Source organism: Photobacterium profundum (assembly GCF_003026285.1).
In the GTDB taxonomy this organism is placed as follows: domain Bacteria; phylum Pseudomonadota; class Gammaproteobacteria; order Enterobacterales; family Vibrionaceae; genus Photobacterium; species Photobacterium profundum.
The window spans coordinates 39216-59519 of record NZ_PYOD01000011.1 but is presented as its reverse complement, the minus strand read 5'-3'; the positions used below and the strand labels follow the sequence as shown (position 1 = coordinate 59519).

General features: G+C 42.5%; 15 protein-coding genes and 1 riboswitch. Of the genes, 8 read left to right on the top strand and 7 right to left on the bottom strand.

Going from position 1 to position 20304, the window contains the following annotated elements; all coding sequences use genetic code 11:
• Nucleotides 1-326 precede the first annotated feature (326 nt).
• The 6 genes from leuO to C9J48_RS20100 form a co-directional block, all read right to left on the bottom strand.
• Nucleotides 327-1283 (bottom strand): transcriptional regulator LeuO, encoded by a 957-nt coding sequence (gene leuO, locus C9J48_RS20125; RefSeq protein ID WP_006228362.1) that lies wholly within the window; start codon nucleotides 1281-1283, stop codon nucleotides 327-329.
• Nucleotides 1284-1628: 345 nt separating this feature from the next.
• Nucleotides 1629-2741 (bottom strand): MJ1255/VC2487 family glycosyltransferase, encoded by a 1113-nt coding sequence (locus C9J48_RS20120; protein ID WP_006228363.1) that lies wholly within the window; start codon nucleotides 2739-2741, stop codon nucleotides 1629-1631.
• The gene (locus tag C9J48_RS20115) at nucleotides 2738-3247 is read right to left on the bottom strand and encodes a phosphatase PAP2 family protein (RefSeq protein ID WP_006228364.1); all 510 of its coding nucleotides are present in this window, start codon (nucleotides 3245-3247) and stop codon (nucleotides 2738-2740) included. Before C9J48_RS20115 ends, C9J48_RS20120 begins: the two co-directional genes overlap by 4 nt.
• Nucleotides 3248-3510: 263 nt before the next feature.
• Nucleotides 3511-6621, bottom strand: a complete 3111-nt coding sequence (locus C9J48_RS20110) for an efflux RND transporter permease subunit (RefSeq protein WP_006228365.1) — start codon at nucleotides 6619-6621, stop codon at nucleotides 3511-3513.
• Nucleotides 6618-7961, bottom strand: a complete 1344-nt coding sequence (locus tag C9J48_RS20105) for an efflux RND transporter periplasmic adaptor subunit (RefSeq protein ID WP_006228366.1) — start codon at nucleotides 7959-7961, stop codon at nucleotides 6618-6620. The genes C9J48_RS20110 and C9J48_RS20105 overlap by 4 nt, the downstream gene beginning before the upstream one ends.
• Nucleotides 7958-8602 (bottom strand): TetR/AcrR family transcriptional regulator, encoded by a 645-nt coding sequence (locus tag C9J48_RS20100; protein ID WP_006228367.1) that lies wholly within the window; start codon nucleotides 8600-8602, stop codon nucleotides 7958-7960. The genes C9J48_RS20105 and C9J48_RS20100 overlap by 4 nt, the downstream gene beginning before the upstream one ends.
• A 650-nt stretch (nucleotides 8603-9252) precedes the next feature.
• On the opposite strand from C9J48_RS20100, the gene leuA reads away from it, so the two are divergent.
• From leuA to thiQ, 8 genes are all read left to right on the top strand, one after another.
• Nucleotides 9253-10803, top strand: coding sequence for a 2-isopropylmalate synthase (gene leuA / locus C9J48_RS20095; protein ID WP_006228368.1), 1551 nt, complete (start codon nucleotides 9253-9255; stop codon nucleotides 10801-10803).
• A gap of 2 nt (nucleotides 10804-10805) precedes the next feature.
• Entirely contained in the window at nucleotides 10806-11894 is a 1089-nt protein-coding gene (gene leuB / locus C9J48_RS20090; RefSeq protein ID WP_006228369.1) for a 3-isopropylmalate dehydrogenase, read from the top strand.
• 96 nt (nucleotides 11895-11990) lie between these two features.
• A complete protein-coding gene (gene leuC, locus C9J48_RS20085; RefSeq protein WP_006228370.1) occupies nucleotides 11991-13421 on the top strand; it encodes a 3-isopropylmalate dehydratase large subunit in 1431 nt (476 codons plus the stop codon).
• Between the two features lie 17 nt (nucleotides 13422-13438).
• Complete coding sequence (leuD, locus tag C9J48_RS20080) at nucleotides 13439-14041, top strand: 3-isopropylmalate dehydratase small subunit (protein ID WP_006228371.1); 603 nt, start codon at nucleotides 13439-13441, stop codon at nucleotides 14039-14041.
• Between the two features lie 189 nt (nucleotides 14042-14230).
• Entirely contained in the window at nucleotides 14231-15013 is a 783-nt protein-coding gene (locus tag C9J48_RS20075; protein ID WP_006228372.1) for a DUF547 domain-containing protein, read from the top strand.
• Nucleotides 15014-15156: 143 nt separating this feature from the next.
• A riboswitch (TPP riboswitch) is annotated at nucleotides 15157-15286 on the top strand.
• Nucleotides 15287-15443: 157 nt separating this feature from the next.
• The gene (gene thiB / locus C9J48_RS20070; protein ID WP_006228373.1) at nucleotides 15444-16430 is read left to right on the top strand and encodes a thiamine ABC transporter substrate binding subunit; all 987 of its coding nucleotides are present in this window, start codon (nucleotides 15444-15446) and stop codon (nucleotides 16428-16430) included.
• A complete protein-coding gene (gene thiP / locus C9J48_RS20065) occupies nucleotides 16430-18073 on the top strand; it encodes a thiamine/thiamine pyrophosphate ABC transporter permease ThiP (protein WP_036802338.1) in 1644 nt (547 codons plus the stop codon). The genes thiB and thiP overlap by 1 nt, the downstream gene beginning before the upstream one ends.
• Nucleotides 18074-18085: 12 nt before the next feature.
• The gene (gene thiQ, locus C9J48_RS20060) at nucleotides 18086-18811 is read left to right on the top strand and encodes a thiamine ABC transporter ATP-binding protein (RefSeq protein ID WP_181320827.1); all 726 of its coding nucleotides are present in this window, start codon (nucleotides 18086-18088) and stop codon (nucleotides 18809-18811) included.
• Between the two features lie 19 nt (nucleotides 18812-18830).
• Here the strand turns inward: thiQ and C9J48_RS20055 are convergent, their stop codons facing one another.
• Nucleotides 18831-20207 carry a PhoH family protein gene (locus C9J48_RS20055; protein WP_006228376.1) on the bottom strand — a complete coding sequence of 459 codons (1377 nt, stop codon included), beginning with the start codon at nucleotides 20205-20207 and terminating at the stop codon, nucleotides 18831-18833.
• Between the last annotated feature and the right edge of the window lie 97 nt (nucleotides 20208-20304).

The window sequence follows — 20304 nt, the reverse complement described above, 5'->3', positions numbered from 1 at the left end:
CTTGAGTTTTGAAGTCTACAGTTGGTATAAAAAAAGGCAACCATAAAGGGATATATTTTATCTTTTATGTAGTTTTGATCTCAGTAGTAACCCTTGTCAGTACAGGCTTTATACGAGTTTTTAATAGAAATTAAACAAGTGTAAGAAAGTGCAACAAAGTAAGAATATAAGCCGATGTTAAAACACAGCGTAAAATTAATTATTCATATAAGTTTAGCGGGTATGTAGAGATAGAAATAAGATGAAAAAGTGATTACGACCGGCTGTTAATAATAAAATAAAAAAGCCGACTTTCGTCGGCTTCATGTATTCAGATGTGAACAATCTTAAGCAGTCGTATCACCACAAATACTTAATAACTGATCACGCATCCAAATATGACCCTTATCTTTTTGTGAAGACTCATGCCAGCTTAAGTAACCACTTACTGTTGCAGACTCAAATGGTAGAGCCAACACTTTAAGTTGTAGATTTTCTGCAACTGATTCAGCTAACCAACGAGGAGCTACAGCAACTAATTCAGACTGACCAACCACATACATAATGTTGCTTAGGCTAGCGCCTTGGTAAGCTTGCTGACAAGAAACCTGCTTATTATAGATATGATCTGCAAACATCTTTACACCTGGCATCGACTTTAATACTGCATGCATTTCTGATGTAAATTCTACTTCAGAAATACTGTCGCCAATACGTGGGTGGTTGCCAGCAGCAATCACCACAAGTTCATCGCTAAATAATTCTGTACTACAAAAACCAGGTTCATCGAAGCGCACGTAATCAATAACAAAATCGATTTCTTGGTAACGCATTTTCTGTGTTAATTCTGCATCGAGTTCCGCTTCAAGCTGCATACGAATGCTCGGTGCTTGCTCTGTTACATCACGGAAAATTCGTGGCGCAAAACGCATATCTGATGGGCTACATAGCGCCAGCTTAAAAGTACGCGTTGATGTTTCTGGCGAAAAAATTGACGACGGTAATTCGTTTTTTACCAATTGCAATGCTTGACGAACAGGACCAAATAATTGCTTTGCACGTTGTGTTGGCTGAATACCACGTCCATGACGAATAAAGAGTTCATCGTTAAACATGACTTTAAGACGCGCAACCGCATTACTGACGGCAGGTTGAGACATACCTAGATTATGAGCTGCTCGAGTAATATTCTGCTCTTGCATAACAGCATCAAAAACAGTCAACAAATTAAGGTCAACACTTCTTAAATTTGATTCCATCGTGTAATTATCAGTAGGGTGAATAGAAGAGCTTCTACGCGTCATGTCTTGCCTCTAAAATAAATATACTGGGGCGCATTAGGAATGCCATTGCCTGAATTTTAAGAGCCAATAACTTACTCTCAAATATGTTCCCTTCAGTAGGGATGCCCACAGTATTATTCAAATAGATTGATGAAACCAATACCCAGCCTCATGCAAATGTAACCATCGATGAATAAGAATCTAAATTCAGAATACAAACCAATATAATTCATGATGATAAGTACGATCTAAAAAGATCAAAAATAACTATAATTAATATAAATATATACTTATAAGCAATGTTTTCTCTCGTTTTAACGAATTCAACCACAATTAAAAGCATCATATCCATCACAGCCGCGCTCATTAATAAGTGTCAGTTATTAATAATGAGCAATGAGAATTCCAAGTCAGTGGGTAGTTTTCAGTCATATTTTCACTGACTACATCAGGAAAAACCACTTGCCTCCAGAGGTGTTTCCATAATTCATCACAGTGATACCACTCACCCTCCAATACCCAACGAGCAATGTGCAAAGCAACATCTGGAAAAATGACTTGCCCGACAGAATATGTCTCTAACCATCGATGCAATGATGCAGGGGTAAGATTATCCATTGACTGGGCTAATCCCATTAACTCTAACATCGCAACATTACTCTGTTGCTCATATTGCCCTTGTAAGGGTTTGAGCAATAGTTTTTTACCTAATCCAATAGCTTCTGAAGGTAATTCAAAACCTCCATTAGCAATCACCCCTGCGCATTGATGCAATCGATGATGAAAGCCTTCTCGGCTTAATCTTCTAAAACAAATATTTTCATCATCAAAATCTGACTCAATGCAGGGGTGGTAACAATAAAATTTCACATGGTTGAAGCGCGATAACAGCGCTTGTACTTGCACCACATTTTCAAAAGGAAGGTACACCAACACGCTACCATCATTAGTGATCTGCAGCTGTGTGGTTGATGGGACGATTGGAGGTAATATCATCTGCCCAAAATGATGCCAATGTAAACCTAACTGCTGCGAGGTCGGAGCAAAATAACGTGTTACACCGCGATCAAACCAAGATTCATTGACCTTGGGAATGGCATGAAGAAATGCACACTGGTGGCTAATGCCGATGCTGTGGACTTTTTGTTGCTTGGCTGCCCACGCTGTAATCGGTTCAAAGTCATTGAGAACTACATCGTAATGCCTAAGATCACACCCTTTCACATCACTTAAAAATTGACTTGGTTGACTCTGTATTACTGTTTTCCAACGTTCAACTTGCCCATTTTCTGAAACAAATGTTAGCCCCGCTGATGACTGGTAGTGACCAAAACAATCCATATCAAAATAGTGTTCTGACGCTCGTCCTGAAAAGTAGAAATCAACCTCTGCACCTAGCTGTTTAAACGCGCGAGCCATTTCCCTTGCTCGAGATATATGGCCATTACCAGTGCCCTGCACACCATACAAAATTTTCATAATGCCCCCTTTACAATATCAAAACAGACAACGCCCAATAACGCACCAGCAATAATATCCGAAATAAAATGCACGCCGAGTAATACCCGAGATAACCCAATCATTATTGCCCAAGGCCATACTATCCATGCCCATTCTGGATAATATGACGATATCAAAGAGGCCATAATAAACGCAGCTGCGGTATGCCCAGACGGTAAACTGTATTTATCTGGTGGCCTAATAAAGCTAGGTAACTCACTGGGACGGTCACGCTTGAATATATTTTTTAATAATAAATACATTGGCAATTCAAGCGTAAATGTTAGTAAACCAATCCCTAACACTTGTCCACCATGAGTGCGATCTATCATCCAGACCAATAAACCAAATATTGCATACAAAGGCCCATCCCCTGAACGCGAAACTAATAGGCTTAAGCTTGCCATTGGTTGATTGAACCGATGACATAAACACAAACTAGAAAATGCATAATCAAATCGCTGGATAGGCGCTAATACTGTCATGATCGTATTCCTTTCGTTCACGGTTCTAATTACCGTACTGGCTGTACGTTTTTTAGACTTATGACCCAGATTAGAAAATCAATATGACAAAGGGGTGAAGATTCAAAGGAGAGAAAATGACAATCCTCTCGAGGCATTAAGTCGTTAGCGTTAAATACCGAACTTTTGGATTAACCATATTGGCATTAACGATAAAAGCTAGCATAAAAAAACGAAGCATCACTTTCGTCATGCTTCGCTTCTTAATTGTTTTTTCGTGAGGTTTAAACCACTAATGTTTGATGTTTTTTCACTAAGCCAAAATCAGCTAAAATGGCGTAAGCCGCAGGTATCATGAACAGTACCAACAAGGTCGAGGTGAAAATACCAAACACAATGGAAATAACCAAAGGCTGTATCACCTGTGCCTGTAAGCTCGTTTCTAATAGCAGAGGTAATAAACCAGCAGCCGTCGTCAGCGATGTTAAAAAGACAGCTCTGAAACGTTCTCGGCTGGCTTTTACGACTGCATCATGCACTGAATCACCATCATCAACATGATGTCGAATGTATTGCACCAGCAAAATTGAATCGTTTACCACAACCCCTGCTAATGATACGAACCCCATAATACTTGGCATACTTAACGCGTGACCTAACAACCAATGCCCCCACAACACCCCTATCAAAGCTAATGGAATGGCTAGCAACACGATGAAAGGTTCAAGGTAACTTCGGAACTGAAAGCTCAGTATGACAAAGACACCAAAGATCCCCATCGCAAAACCAACCCCCATCGATTGTCCGGTTTCTGCGGTATCTTTTGCCTCGCCTTCAAAATTGAAACGTAAATTTGGGTACTTCAGTTTTAACTGAGGCATTAAATCGTTACGAAACGCTTTTAAAATTTCAGTCGAGCTTACTTTGCTACTTTCTAAATCAGCAAAGACACTCAAGGTTCGTAAACCATTTACCCGCTGAATTCGCACATAATTTCGTTGATATTCTAATATCGATATAGAAGCTAATGGAATTTGGCTTCCATCACTTAACATTATTGGAAAACTTGACAGGGTTTGTAAGTTCGCGGCTTCCTGTTTGTCAAACCGTACTTCGACCTCAATATTTTCAGGGCCGATTTGGATTTCATCTGCTGTTTGACCAAAATACGCAGCACGCAATTGGCTCGCAATCATTTGCCCGTCAACCCCAAAGCTTTCGGCCCCCGGACGCAGTTTTACCAGCACCTCTTGCTTGCCCATTCGCATGTCATCAAGAATGCCAAACACGCCATCAAATTGACTGAGATATTGCTGAATATCAATAGAGGCAGCTTTCAATTCAGTGAGATCATCGTTTTGCATCTGAATTTCAACCGCTCGCCCACCGGGGCCCATCACGGGTTGCTTAAACACCAAAGAAACAGGATCGGCAATGGTGCCTATTTCATCTCGCCACGCAGCAACAAACTCATCGATCACCGTATTTCGAGATTCTGCACCACGCAAATCTAGCCGTACGGTGGCAACATGTGGGCCGCTCTCATCAGCATCTGGATTAAAATTATATTGCTCGGTAATATGTTCGACAAGGGTATTGCCGCCCTCTTGTTTGTCGCTCCATTCCACATTGAGTTTTTCCGCGGCGGTAACAATTGTCTGTACGACCTTCTCAGTTTGAGCCAATGACGAACCGGGTGGCAATATCACCCTAGCTTCTGCTATATCACCATCAAGCTCAGGGAAACCGACAAACTTTAGCGCCCCACCAGCCAATAATGACAGCGAAATAAACAGCATCGCAATCACACTGCCTAAGAATAAATAACGCCAACGCACCACAGCTTCAACCGCAGAAACTAACTGATTATTACGAAAGGAATCAAACTTATTTAAAAACCACACTTTAAAAGCAATATCTGGTTTTTCATTCTCTTTTTGCTTTTGTAACGAATGGCTTAGGTGGCGCGGTAAAATTAAAAAAGCTTCCACAAGACTCAATGTAAGCACCAAAATAAGCACCTGAGGCACCACTTTCAACACTGCCCCCATTTCCCCTTCAAGAAACAATAAGCTACCGAAAATACACACAGTGGTTAAATACGACGATAAAACACCAGGGAAAACTTTTTTCACCCCATTTGTCACCGCATTGGTGATAGATTGCCCCCGCTCAAGGTGCGCCGCGATAGATTCAGCAATCACGATGGCATCATCCATCATGATCCCGATTGCCATCAGTAGAGCGACTAAAGACATGATGTTGATGGATAAACCAAGCCCAGCCATCAGAAATAAGCTACCAAGAAAAGCAACAGGTAAGCCAGCCGCCACCCAGAACGAATATCGGAAAGTGAAGAACAACCACATAGTGGCGAAAACCAGCACAACCCCTTGCCAACCATTACGTACCATCATGGTAAGCCGATCCCACAGCACTGATGACAAGTCGTTGGTCATACTCAGGGTAACCCCGGTGGGTGCTATTTTTCTTTCGTCTTCAACAAATTGCTGTACACGGTCTTTAATGCGCAATGCATCATCGGCTTTGTTTTTACTGACTTTCAAAATGGCGGATGGCTTACCATCAAATAAGATCTTTTGTTCATCAAGTTCGAAACGATCAGTCAGGGTGGCAATATCCCCCAGACGTAATACCCCACCATCGCTATCAGCACCAATCACTGTATTGGCCAAAGCGGTCGGCGTGATCTTTTGCTCATCAAAACGGATCAATAAATTCTTATCACCTAACTCAATGTTTCCACTGGGTAACTTGATGTTTTGCCGTGCTAAACGATCGGCAATATCACCCACACTTAATCCGAGTTGACGAATTGCCGCTTCTTTTAGTTCAATCCGGATCTGATGATCTGAAAAGCCCCCCACCGCAACCAACGACACACCATAATCCAATTTCAGTTTGCGCTTCAGATCTTCGGCATAGGCTTTAAGTTGTGGCCAGCTGGTATCAGCACTGATCGCCACATCCACAACGGGTTCATTCCAATCCAATTCACGTACGATCGGAGATTCGATTTCATTCGGAAAATCATTAATGGCGTTAATCTGTGTTTGCACATCCACTAACATTCGCGATACCACATCACTATTTGTTAATTTCAATACTAAGGAGGCAGATCCTTCAACAGCTTCACAGCGCGTTTCCACGATATTGGATAAGCCATCAACCGCATCTTCCATTCGCATACAAATACTTTCTTCGACTTCTTGGGGCGAAGCGCCAGGATAAATAACAGATGCAATAATATAAGCGGGGGAAAACTCAGGAAATGTCTCACGTTTAATTTGCGGCAGTGCCACTAAACCCAGCAGCAACAGCGCTAGCATTAATAAATTAGCCGCAGTGGGGTGGCGCGAAAAATAACGAATCATTGGGCTTTATCTCCTAATGCTTCGTTATTTTGGTCGATCTTTTTACCGTTACGTGTCACGACTTTCACAGCCATACCCGATACCGCTGGTAATAAATCATTGAGTATCAACAACTGCTGATCAACCAGATCGCCTCCAACTGCCACCATGCCATCACGACGGAATAAAACGGTCACCGTTTGAATTTTTAGCGCGTTATTATCAACGGTATAAATTTTATCGCCATGAAGCGCACGCTCAGGAATAACCCAATGAAGGTTAGCTTGCCCTTCAATTTTCGCCTCAACAAACATGCCATTGACTAAGGGAGGCGCCGACTCGGGCACTAATGCGCTATAGTCTTGTTTTACTTCAATAATCACTCCTACAGTAGCTTGAGTAACACTCACGGTATCACTAATGCGAGTGACCTTTGCTGGCCACAACTGCTGAAAACTACCGCTGGATAATTGAATACTAGCGGTGAGCGCCAGCTGATCTGCCCGCGGGCGTCCATCGGCATGGGCTGTATATTGGGTTAAGCTTGATGCCAAGACTTGCATATCGTGCAGAGCAACTTGCGCATCCACTTCGACCTTCTCAATGCCATATGCGACTAACATCGATTGCTGAAGATTAACCACTTGATTTTGTTCAATATCAACATTTGATATACGTACATCAATGGGTAAAGTGATCACCGTTTTTTCTAATGATCGTTTTGCCTCAGCAACGCGTGACTCATTCACATATAGCTGAGCTAACGTAACATTACGTTCATTAGGTAAAATAAATAATTGATTTTCAATGTCTTGAACTGTTTTTTGATTCGATAACCAAGATTGCTTTTCTAAATCCAGTTCAGATTGTGAGGTGAGCCCTTTTCGGCGTAACTCCTCTTTACGGGTCACTTCTTTCTTACTGATCACTAAACGATTTTTTTCAATTTTTAACGTGGATTTTAAGTTCACTTCCTCTTGCATCAGCTTGGCTAATTGCGCTTGGCTAGAACGTAAATCAGCCTCTGCTTGTGCTAATGTCAATTCATAATCAAGGGGATCAATTTTTACAATCACCGTTCCCGCATCCATCACTCGACCTTTTTCTAGGTTAGGGTGGCGATAAATTACTTTTCCGGTGACCTCAGCAATAGCTTGCCATTCAACTTTAGGCTTTATTCGTCCAAAACCACTGACTAAAGGCGCCATTGGTTGTTGTTGTAATTGGATAACATCGACAGCACGTTCTCGACTAGCTGCCGCTTTTACAGAAGGGGATGGACGCAACTTTATTGCCAACACTAAAACCATGATGCCAAATAAGATGGCTGGAACTAACAGTAACTTCCTGTTTAATTTCATGCTGAACTGTCCTCTATTTCAGCTAAGATCCCTTGCGTTAATACTCTTACATTATGGTCTGCTAATTCCATTAAGTACGCTTCATCTAATTTAATACCTTGCAATTCAAGCATGGCGGGAGGTGCTACAAATGGAAAGACCATCATGCTAATAAACGTCATTCTGGCTTTATCAGGGTTAATACCTTCTCGCAATTGCCCTTTCAACTTCATAGGCTTAAACATCAATTCCGTTGCCGAATCTGCAATATTACTAAACATATTTTCAATCGTTTGCCGCTGCAATGCACCGGGCTCCATCATCATGGCGCGAGAGATCAACTTAGGCAGGTCCGGGTTTGGTGCCATAATGCGGTAATAAGTTCGCATTAATTCACCAATACTTTCTATGTCTCCCTTGTTTAACACCTTTGCAAATTGACTTTGAATAGGCTCAACAGTTTCACGTAGCATGGTTTCAAACAACCCTGCTTTGTTACCGAAATAATAACGGATGAGGGCCACATTAACATCAGCACGGGTTGCGATCATACGCGTAGACACTTTACTGTATGGCAGTGCGACAAACAGTATCCTCGCTTGATGAATCAAGCGCTGTCTTGCATCAGATTCTCCCGTCGGACGTCCAGCCTTTCCTGCCATAATCTTTTATCTACCTTTTTGATATTCAAATGCATCAGTCGTTTATAATGTCGATATCACACCATAAAATGACGTCCCTGAATTTATTAATCACTTGATTAATAATTTACTCGATCAGCTGTAATTTCGTTCACTTATTTATTCACTCCAATTTAATCAAATGATTAATTAATGACTGTGACTCCCTTTGCACCCTGAAGATTCCTCACCACTTTCATCACTCAACTGTTACAAGAATGGAAACAATAAAATAAGGTATTCGTATCAAACTCGGATTCCGATTCATTAAAGTAATACCATGTCAAAATAGCCACCTGGTCGAACCTGAATTAAAAACATATTAAAATCATAAGATTAATCATAACCGACAAATAAATAATCAATTAATGGTTGACGACCGTCCTATCTATTTGGTATTCATTTGTTAATCAATTTTGTGGAAGTCATTTAAAAAATGAAAAATCGTTTCTCTTTACTCTTAAGCCTCCTCCTTATCGTGAATAATTCGCGCGGGTAGCTTATAGGTGAGAAACACCACATAAGAATCTAAAAACCCGCGCAGTCTGCGCGGGTTTTTGCATATTACAGAGCCAGCGCAAGCGGATGCAGACTAAGCCTTACACAGGCAGGCCAATAAAAAGGAAGTAGCAATGAAAGATCAGGTCATTATTTTCGACACCACCCTACGCGACGGTGAACAGGCTCTATCCGCTAGCTTAACGGTAAAAGAGAAACTACAGATTGCCTATGCGTTAGAGCGTTTAGGGGTTGATGTTATCGAAGCCGGCTTCCCTATTTCATCGCCAGGTGATTTTGAGTCGGTGCAAACCATTGCCAAGCACATTAAAAACAGCCGCGTATGTGCGCTGTCTCGTGCCGTTGCGAAAGACATTGATGTTGCCGCTGAATCACTAAAAGTGGCGGAAGCTTTCCGTATCCATACTTTCATTTCTACTTCTACTATCCACGTACAAGACAAACTGCGCCGCAGCTATGATGATGTTATCGAAATGGGTGTTGCCGCCGTTAAACGTGCACGTAACTATACCGATGACGTTGAATTTTCTTGTGAAGATGCAGGCCGTACGCCCATCGATAACCTGTGTCGTATGGTTGAAGCGGCAATCAATGCCGGTGCTCGTACCATTAATATTCCAGACACTGTTGGCTACACGTTGCCAAACGAATTTGGCGGTATTGTCGCGCAACTATTTGAACGTGTTCCGAATATCGATAAAGCCATTATCTCAGTACACTGTCATGACGACCTAGGCATGTCTGTTGCGAACTCAATGGCAGCAGTCCAAGCAGGTGCGCGTCAGGTAGAAGGCACAATCAATGGTTTGGGTGAACGAGCAGGAAACTGTTCACTAGAAGAAATTGCGATGATCATTAAGACGCGTTCTGATTTCTTGGGTGTCGAAACCAACATCAAGCACGAAGAAATTCACCGTACCAGTAAAATGGTTAGCCAACTGTGTAACATGCCAATTCAGGCTAACAAAGCAATTGTCGGTGCGAATGCCTTTAGTCACTCATCTGGTATTCACCAAGATGGCATGATTAAAAATAAGAACACCTACGAGATCATGACCCCCGAGTCGATTGGTCTTAAAAATCAAGCGTTGAACCTAACCAGCCGCTCAGGTCGTGCCGCAGTGAAGAACCACATGGACATACTGGGTTATATCGATGGTGATTATAATCTGGATACCTTGTATGCCGACTTCTTGAAGCTTGCCGATCGTAAAGGGCAGGTTTTCGATTACGACTTAGAAGCACTGATGTACTTCGCCAATCTACGTGATGAAGATGACCACTTTAAGTTGAACTACCTAAGCGTTCAATCTGGCAGCATCATGGCAACCACCAGCATTAAATTACAGTGTGGTGACGAAGAGAAATGTGAAGCCGCTGTTGGCAATGGTCCTGTAGACGCGTTATACCAATGTATCTACCGCCTAACCGGTTATGAGATTGCGCTAGATAAATTTGACCTTACCGCGAAAGGTGAAGGCGAAGACGGCTTAGGCCAAGCAGACATTATTGCGAACTATAAAGGTTGCAAGTACCACGGTACCGGTTTAGCTACAGATATCGTTGAAGCATCAGGCCAAGCACTGCTTCACGTAATCAATAGCATTTACCGCGCAGAACAAATTGCAGAAATTAAACAGAAATCAAAAATGGAGACAGTATAACCATGGCAGGTACATATAAAATTGCCGTTTTACCGGGTGACGGTATTGGTCCAGAAGTCATGCTACAAGCGCATAAAGTATTGGATGCGGTTGAAGAAAAGTTCGGTTTTACCCTTGAACGTTCTGAGCACGATGTCGGCGGTATTGCGATTGATAACCATGGTTGTCCATTACCAGAATCAACAATGAAAGGCTGTGAAGAATCGGATGCAATTCTGTTTGGCTCGGTCGGTGGTCCTAAGTGGGAACACCTAGCACCTAACGATCAACCAGAGCGTGGTGCGCTATTGCCACTGCGTAAGCACTTCCAGCTATTTTGTAACCTACGCCCAGCACAAATCCACAGTGGCTTAGAAGGTTTCTCACCACTACGTGCCGACATTTCTGAACGTGGTTTCGATATCGTGGTTGTTCGCGAACTAACAGGTGGCATCTACTTTGGTCAACCTAAAGGACGTGAAGGCGAAGGCCCGCAAGAGAAAGCATACGATACTGAAATCTACCACCGTTACGAAATCGAACGTATTGCACGCATTGCCTTTGAATCTGCAATGCTGCGTGAAAAGAACGTGTATTCAATTGATAAAGCGAACGTTCTGCAGAGCTCGATCTTATGGCGCGAAGTGGTTGAGGAAGTGGCTAAAGACTACCCAGAAGTCACGCTGAACCACATGTACATTGATAACGCAACCATGCAGCTGATCAAAGACCCGTCTCAGTTTGATGTGATGCTGTGTTCTAACATCTTTGGTGACATTATCTCTGATGAATGCGCCATGATCACAGGTTCAATGGGCATGCTGCCTTCTGCGAGCCTTAACCAAGACAAATTTGGAATGTATGAACCAGCAGGTGGCTCAGCACCAGATATTGCAGGCAAAAACATTGCTAACCCTGTGGCACAAATTCTATCAGCAGCGTTAATGCTACGTTACAGCCTTGACGAAGAAAAAGCCGCACGCGCTATAGAGCAAGCCGTATCTCAAGCGCTAGAAGCAGGCGAACTAACCGCTGATCTAGCAGGTAAAGCTGCAGCACTAAGTACTAGCGAAATGGGCGATAAAATCGCAGCTTATATTCGTCAAGCTTAAGAGTCATCGCTAAGTACTCGATATCAATTGTACCTGCCGTTAAACACGCATATAAAAAGTGAAACGGCAGGTATTAATGACAAGGAACATCGAACAATGTCAGCAAACACCGGAACATCAAAAACACTGTATGAAAAAGTCTACGATGCCCACGTCGCGGTAGCTGCAGAAGGTGAAAACCCAATACTGTATATTGACCGCCACTTGGTACACGAAGTGACGTCACCGCAAGCCTTTGATGGTTTACGTGAGAAAGGTCGCAAGGTTCGCCAAATAGGTAAGACCTTCGCAACCATGGATCATAACGTTTCAACCCAAACAAAAGATATTAATGCATCGGGTGAAATGGCACGTATCCAGATGGAAACCCTAGCAAAAAACTGTGAAGAGTTTGGTGTCACCCTATATGACCTAAACCATAAGTATCAGGGCATTGTGCATGTCATGGGACCAGAGCTAGGCATCACTTTACCGGGTATGACCATTGTTTGTGGTGACTCTCACACTGCCACTCATGGTGCATTTGGCTCATTGGCATTCGGTATTGGTACCTCAGAAGTTGAACATGTACTTGCAACGCAAACACTGAAGCAAGCACGTGCTAAAACCATGAAAATCGAAGTGGTTGGTAAAGTTGCAAGAGGCATTACCGCTAAAGATATCGTACTGGCAATCATTGGTAAAACAACGGCAGCTGGCGGTACAGGTTATGTGGTTGAATTCTGTGGTGAAGCCATTACTGATCTAACGATGGAAGGTCGTATGACAGTCTGTAACATGGCGATCGAGTTAGGTGCTAAAGCTGGCCTTATTGCCCCAGACCAAACCACTTACGACTACATTAAAGATCGTAAATTCTCACCGATAGATGCAAACTTTGATGCTGCCGTCGAGTACTGGAACACGCTGAAAACCGATGATGATGCCCAGTTTGATGCCGTTGTTACGCTAGAAGCTAAAGATATCAAACCACAAGTCACTTGGGGCACAAACCCAGGTCAAGTTATTGCTATTGATGAATTAATTCCTAGCCCTGAGAGCTTCAGCGAACAAGTTGATAAAACATCAGCTGAAAAAGCACTGGCCTACATGGGATTAGAAGCAGGCAAGAAATTGTCTGATTTCGATATTGATAAAGTCTTTATTGGTTCTTGCACCAACTCGCGTATCGAAGACATGCGTGCAGCCGCTGCGATTGCCAAAGGGCGTAAAGTTGCAGCAAATGTTCAGGCATTGGTTGTTCCAGGATCTGAGCAAGTAAAAGCACAAGCTGAGAAAGAAGGGTTAGATAAGATCTTCATTGAAGCAGGTTTTGAGTGGCGCCTACCGGGTTGTTCAATGTGTCTAGCGATGAATAATGACCGCTTAGGACCTAAAGAACGCTGTGCTTCAACAAGTAACCGTAACTTCGAAGGTCGCCAAGGCCGTGATGGTCGAACTCACCTAGTCAGCCCTGCGATGGCAGCAGCAGCAGCATGTGCTGGTCACTTTGTTGATATCCGCGACTTAGATAACACAACGGCTTAATCAGGAAGGAACAAACAATGACAGGTTTTAAACAACACACAGGATTAGTGGTTCCACTTGATACCGCCAATATTGATACAGATGCCATCATTCCTAAGCAGTTTCTGCAGAAAGTGACTCGTACAGGCTTTGGTCAGCACCTTTTCAATGATTGGCGCTTCCTTGATGATGCTGGACAACAAGAAAACCCCGACTTCATTATGAATGCACCCCGCTATCAAGGTGCAAGTATTTTGTTGGCACGTGAAAACTTCGGTTGTGGTTCATCGCGTGAACACGCACCGTGGGCACTGGCTGATTACGGCATTCAGGTGATGATAGCACCAAGCTTTGCAGACATTTTTTACGGCAACTCAATCAATAATCAAATGGTTCCGGTTCGTCTAACCGATCAAGAAGTTGATGAGCTGTTCCAATATGTTGAAGCTAACGAAGGTGCCAAGATCAACGTTGATCTTGAAACGATGCAAGTCACGGCAAATGATAAAACTTATTCATTTGAGATCGATGAATTCCGTCGTCACTGCCTATTAAATGGATTAGATAACATTGGCTTAACGCTACAACATGCAGACAAGATTGCAGAGTATGAATCTAAAATTCCTGCATTTTTGGTTTAACCATTTTTCTCGAAATACACTAAGCTAATTTCTATAATGAAAAATGAATAACAAAAAAGCACTTCTTAATCGAAGTGCTTTTTTTATACTTCATATTTTTATGCAATATAATCTTCTTATACAAGGTCTTATCAATAACGACTCTGCGAAATCGCACTTAATTATATGAACTTAGGGAAGAGAACGACAATGCGCTCACTTATTTCTATCACCTTATTACTGTTTTCAACCCTGACTTTTGCAGCCCCCAAAGCTGAATTATGGGCATATTGGCAACCCAGTAATAACGCCAATTCAGCTCAAATCTCTCATGCCCGTTGGCAACAGATATTAGATAAATACTTAGTCACTGAAGCCAAGCAAACCCTGTTCCGCTACAGTGCTGTTACCACAAACGACAAAGACAACCTTGATCGATACCTGCGCGATCTTGCCAGAATAGATCCTCGCCAATACAGCAAAGATGAACAATTTGCCTATTGGGTGAATTTATACAACGGCCTTACCGTCCAGCTGATCCTTGATAATTATCCGGTAAAATCCATAACCAAACTCGGTGGGTTCTTTAGTTTTGGTCCGTGGGATGACACGTTAATCACCATTGCTGGTCAGCAATTAAGCCTCAATGACATTGAACATCGGATTTTACGTCCGATCTGGCGTGATCCTCGCATTCATTACGCAGTGAATTGTGCCAGCTTTGGCTGCCCAAATTTATTGGATACCGCGTTTAATGGGCAAAATAAAAATACTCAACTCGAAAAAGCAGCGACTGATTTCATCAATAGCAGCAAAGGCGTGAGTATTACAGGAAACCAAGTACGACTTTCATCAATATATGATTGGTTCAGCAGTGACTTTGGTAATCAATCTGAGCTACAAACGCATTTAAACCAATATCGAAAAGGACACGATATCCAATTAAATTCGGTAAGTTATGGTTATGATTGGTCACTTAACCAAGCGAAATAACGATATAATCTAGCAAAGTAATCCAGAAAAATCGTACGATTAAACATCCATCTATCGCACTTTCACACTCATGTAGACGGTACGATCTCATCATTCCTGTGCAATCTACTAGCAACTGCTTACTTGCACGATTACAATAACAACCGTTCTCATTGGGGAGCCCGTATTTATACAGATGCACGTCGCAACTAAAGTACAGGCTGAGATTGCACTGCAGAACCCACAGAACCTGAACCAGGTCATGCTGGCGTAGGAATTGAGAAAAGAAGGTCGCTTCACTTTTTAGTGCGTGTTTTATGGTTTATCGTATTAAGCATAAAATACACACTTCAAAATAATCATACGTAAGAGCATGATGCTCATACCTTCTCACCCTACGCGCATTTGAAATATTTCCCCTCGCAGGATGCAAGGGCATCAGGAGCGTATCTTGAAAAAATCACTACCACTATTATCTCTAGCGTTAATTGCAATGCCAGCGCTAGCAAATGACAACACCCTAACGGTATATACCTACAGCTCATTTGCATCAGATTGGGGCCCTGGCCCTACAATCAAAAAAGCATTTGAAGCCCAATGCGACTGTACTATCGATTTTGTCGCATTAGATGATGGTGTTTCAATATTAAATCGCGTGCGTCTGGAAGGTAAAAACACCAAGGCTGATGTGTTATTAGGCTTAGATAACAACTTAATGACCGAAGCTAAAAAGACTGGATTATTAGCGGAACATAACATCAATACCAGCAAAGTGATTCTACCTAATGGCTGGACAGACAAAACATTTGTGCCTTATGACTATGGCTACTTTGCATTTGTCTACGATTCTGAAAAGCTAGCGAATCCACCCAAAAGCTTAGCTGAATTAGTAAAGCGTGATGATATTAGTGTGATCTACCAAGATCCTCGTACCTCGACACCCGGCCAAGGTTTGATGTTATGGATGAAATCAGTATACGGTGATAAAGCCCCTGCAGCATGGCAACAGCTGGCAAAAAATACCGTAACAGTCACCAAAGGTTGGTCTGAAGCATATAATATGTTCCTTAAAGGTGAATCTGACATGGTGCTGTCTTACACCACCTCACCGGCTTACCACATCATTGCAGAAAAAGACGCGAAATATAAAGCGGCTAATTTTAGCGAAGGTCATTATATGCAGGTGGAAGTCGCGGCTAAGCTAAAAGCGGCAAACAATCCGAAACTTGCCGATCAATTTATGGCATTCATTTTGAGTGATGATTTTCAATCAGCCATGCCAACGGGTAACTGGATGTATCCAGTTACCAAGCAAGCACTGCCAGATGGTTTCAATCAATTAACCGTACCAGCACAAGCACTTGAGTTCAATGCAGATGAAGTTGCAGCACAGCGCCGCTCGTGGATCCGTGAATGGCAGCAAGCATTAACCCAATGATGAATAACCGTTTTAGCACCACACTTCCCGGCGTATTCAGCGCCGGATTGATTCTTCTGTTGGTGATCAGTGCTATTGCAGCATTGATCAGCCAAGCATCCGAGTTGAACCCTTTCCTTATTTGGCAGGATCCTTATCTTCGACATGTCACTGTATTCAGTTTTACTCAGGCATTTCTCTCTACAGTATTAAGCCTGATCCCTGCGATACCCATTGCTTATGCCTTATCACGTCGCCAATTTGTTGGGCGTAACTTGTTGCTCCGTTTATTTGCGATGACCTTAGTTATTCCCGTGTTGGTCGCAGTCTTTGGCTTGCTCGCCATTTATGGAAAAAGTGGCTTATTGGCTGAACTTTTTGGTTTAATCGACCAACCGCTTCCCTTTAGTATCTACGGCTTAAACGGTATTTTACTTGCGCATGTTTTCTTAAATTTACCGCTAGCAACCCGTTTATTATTACAAAGCCTCGAAGGTATTCCAGCCGAACAACATAAGCTTGCCGCCCATTTAGGCTTAACCGGTTGGAATAAATTCCGTTTCATTGCTTGGCCACGTTTACGTCAGCAAATGCCCCATGTAATAGGCTTAGTGTTCATGCTGTGCTTTACCAGCTTCGCCGTTATTATGTCGTTGGGTGGTGGGCCAAAAGCCACCACCATTGAGCTCGCGATTTATCAAGCATTACGCTACGACTTTGATTTAGCAGCTGGCGCTATTCTTGCCATTTGGCAAATGTTGATTTGCTGTAGCTTAGTCTTGTTTACTCAACGCTTTACTAAACCCCTTTCAACGTTGTCAGGCTCAATAGAACAATCGCCACAGAATTACACCGATAGCAAATATGAAAAAATCTGGGATGGCTTCTGGATTAGCTGCGTTTTATTGTTAGTGATCCCACCACTTTTGGCCGTTATTGGGGCTGGCTTAAACAGCCAACTATTTCAACAATTAAGCCAACCAGCATTGTGGCAAGCTGTGACTAATTCATTAAAAATTGCCATGTTGGCGTGTTTTTTTGCAACCTCTGCGGGTATCGCTATTTTATTAGCCAGCCGACATTGGCGGATCCAGCAACAGAAATTTAAAGCTGATGGTATAGAGTTGCTTGGCACTATGATTTTAGTCACACCTAGCCTGGTGTTGAGTACGGGAATATTTCTTTTGCTACGCCAATATACCGATGTCTTTGCGACAGCATTCTGGGTGGTAGTTACAGTGAATGCATTGATGGCACTACCCTATGTGATTAAGACCTTAAGCCAACCCATGTTGCACGTTGCTCAACAATATAATCCTTTATGCCACAGCCTTGGAATGAGCGGCCTGTCACGCCTGAAGTTGGTAGAGTGGCGAGCCTTACGTAAACCCATCGCACAGGCATTAGCCATTGGTTTTGTTTTATCGTTAGGTGATTTAGGCGCAATCGCTTTGTTTGGTAGCCAAGATTTCCAAACGTTGCCCCTGTATTTATTCCAGTTACTGGGTAGTTATCAAATGGACGCTGCGGCTGTTGCTGCTTTGCTATTACTACTGCTGAGCTTAGGATTATTTAGCCTCGTCGAATACGCATTGATAAGCAGCCCTAAAGCACAGAACTCTCACCGTAATCCGTTTAAAAGCACTAAAGCAGGACATCGATAAGTGAATACGATCATGATACAGCTCGATCAACTAAATCATTGCTATACCCATCAGGGGAATGCCTCTCACAATGAATCATTATTGATGTCTTTCGATCTTATCGCCAATAAAGGCGATATCATCGCGTTAATCGGCCCCAGTGGTGCAGGTAAAAGTTCATTGCTTGCCATGGTTGCAGGTTTTCTTAAACCAGATAGCGGTGAACTGCACCTCAACGGTAGCCTCATCACCACACAAGCACCTGCCGAACGTCCGTTATCGATGTTATTTCAAGAACATAATTTATTCCCACACTTAACAGTATTTGAAAATATCGGTTTAGGTATTCATCCAGGATTAAAGTTATCACACCAAGAGAAAGAGAATATTGTGGTGGCTGCCTCAAGAGTCGGGGTCAGTAAGTACCTTGACCGTTTGCCGGAACAACTTTCTGGCGGTCAAAAGCAACGCGTCGCATTAGCGCGTTGTTTAATTCGCCAGCGCCCGTTGTTATTACTGGATGAACCTTTTTCGGCGTTGGATCCCGCATTGAGAAAAGAAATGCTGGAGTTGGTCAAACATATTGCACGAGAGCAAAAAATCACCGTATTAATGATCACTCATAGCCCAGAAGATGCGCTAAAAATATCGAACAAATGTGCTTTTATTCATAATGGACAAATTCGCGTGTTTGGCCCAACCCAACAAGTGCTGGGTGAGCCAAAAGATGAAGCTTTAACACAATATTTAGGATTTTAAATAAGAAACGTTGAGAGTATTAAAGATTTTCTTCCGCAAATTCAGCAAGACGACTGCGGACGACCCCGTTAAGGTAGATATTGGCACTACCTTCAAAATTCTTAAAGCGTTCAACAATATAGGTAAGACCCGAGGTAACGGGTGAAAGATAACTGGAATCGATCTGCGCTAAGTTCCCCGAGCAGACCAGCTTGGTGCCTTCACCACATCGGGTGATGATGGTTTTAATTTGAGAGGCAGTTAAATTCTGGCATTCATCCAGTAATACAAACGCATTCTGAATAGAGCGACCACGCATGAAGTTTATCGATTTGAACTGAATATTGGCTTTATCAAAAATATATTTCATTGAGCCATCAGTACACACATCATTTTTATGTAATGCTTCCATAGTATCGGTTACCGCCGCTAACCATGGCATCATTTTTTCTTCTTCAGTGCCGGGTAAGAAGCCAATCGACTCGGCTATTTCCGGCGTATTACGTGTAACAATTATCTTGTCATACATGCCTTTTTCAATGACCTGCTCAAGCGCGGCCGCCATCGCCAATATAGTTTTACCACAGCCCGCAGGGCCAGTAAGGATCACTAAATCAATGTCGGGATCTAACATGGCATCAAGCGCCATACCTTGATACACATTTTTAGGGTGGATTCCCCATGCTTGACGGTGCATCAACCGATCATGACCAATATCTTTAACGGTAACGCTATCATCATCAATACTTTGGATTCGACCAGTAAAATCACCGCCATCGTCTAATAAGTATTGATTAATAAACGGAGCTTCAAATAGATTACTCGGTAATGTGTGTACCGTTGAACGTCCTCTATTTTCAGAATGGCACTCCGCAACACCTTCCCAAAAACGCCCTTCAAAACGATGAAAACCTTTCGTCAGTAACTTAATATCATCAATTAGCTGATCAGAACGATAATCATCCACATGACAGACCCCCGCACCTTTGGCACGTAAGCGCATATTAATGTCTTTCGTTACCAGCACAACATCACGAGGGGCATGCTGCTCTTGTAAATATAAAACACCATTAAGAATACGGTTATCACCCGCTTTATCAGAAAAAGCCTGAACCGTTTGTTTTATTTCATAATCAGCAAATATCGCAACCGTGCCTTTTTTGCCTACTTGGTTAGTGAATGGAATACCGGCCGATATTTGTTCTGGGGTTGCGTCGTGGAAAATATCTTCTAACGCCCGAATGGCAACACGAGCGTCACGAGAGACATCTCGCTTACTGTCTTTGATACGGTCTAACTCTTCCAGCACGGTCATTGGAATGACAACATCGTGTTCTTGAAATGAATAAATAGCGAGAGGTTCGTGAAGTAGAATATTCGTATCTAGTACAAAGATTTTCCGTTCATAATCGTCCATAAGCACCTCCTTGGTAACAGTCTGATAGCAATCAAATTACTATCACTCTTAAAGCGTAAGCCAAAATGACTATTGTTAATAATCTAAATTTTGTAGT

Bases quoted from the DNA above. Each gene is read 5' to 3' on its own strand.
- leuO (WP_006228362.1), bottom strand. From the start codon at position 1,283: ATGACGCGTAGAAGCTCTTCTATTCACCCTACTGATAATTACACGATG.
- C9J48_RS20120 (WP_006228363.1), bottom strand. From the start codon at position 2,741: ATGAAAATTTTGTATGGTGTGCAGGGCACTGGTAATGGCCATATATCT.
- C9J48_RS20115 (WP_006228364.1), bottom strand. From the start codon at position 3,247: ATGACAGTATTAGCGCCTATCCAGCGATTTGATTATGCATTTTCTAGT.
- C9J48_RS20110 (WP_006228365.1), bottom strand. From the start codon at position 6,621: ATGATTCGTTATTTTTCGCGCCACCCCACTGCGGCTAATTTATTAATG.
- C9J48_RS20105 (WP_006228366.1), bottom strand. From the start codon at position 7,961: ATGAAATTAAACAGGAAGTTACTGTTAGTTCCAGCCATCTTATTTGGC.
- C9J48_RS20100 (WP_006228367.1), bottom strand. From the start codon at position 8,602: ATGGCAGGAAAGGCTGGACGTCCGACGGGAGAATCTGATGCAAGACAG.
- leuA (WP_006228368.1), top strand. From the start codon at position 9,253: ATGAAAGATCAGGTCATTATTTTCGACACCACCCTACGCGACGGTGAA.
- leuB (WP_006228369.1), top strand. From the start codon at position 10,806: ATGGCAGGTACATATAAAATTGCCGTTTTACCGGGTGACGGTATTGGT.
- leuC (WP_006228370.1), top strand. From the start codon at position 11,991: ATGTCAGCAAACACCGGAACATCAAAAACACTGTATGAAAAAGTCTAC.
- leuD (WP_006228371.1), top strand. From the start codon at position 13,439: ATGACAGGTTTTAAACAACACACAGGATTAGTGGTTCCACTTGATACC.
- C9J48_RS20075 (WP_006228372.1), top strand. From the start codon at position 14,231: ATGCGCTCACTTATTTCTATCACCTTATTACTGTTTTCAACCCTGACT.
- thiP (WP_036802338.1), top strand. From the start codon at position 16,430: ATGAATAACCGTTTTAGCACCACACTTCCCGGCGTATTCAGCGCCGGA.
- thiQ (WP_181320827.1), top strand. From the start codon at position 18,086: ATGATACAGCTCGATCAACTAAATCATTGCTATACCCATCAGGGGAAT.
- C9J48_RS20055 (WP_006228376.1), bottom strand. From the start codon at position 20,207: ATGGACGATTATGAACGGAAAATCTTTGTACTAGATACGAATATTCTA.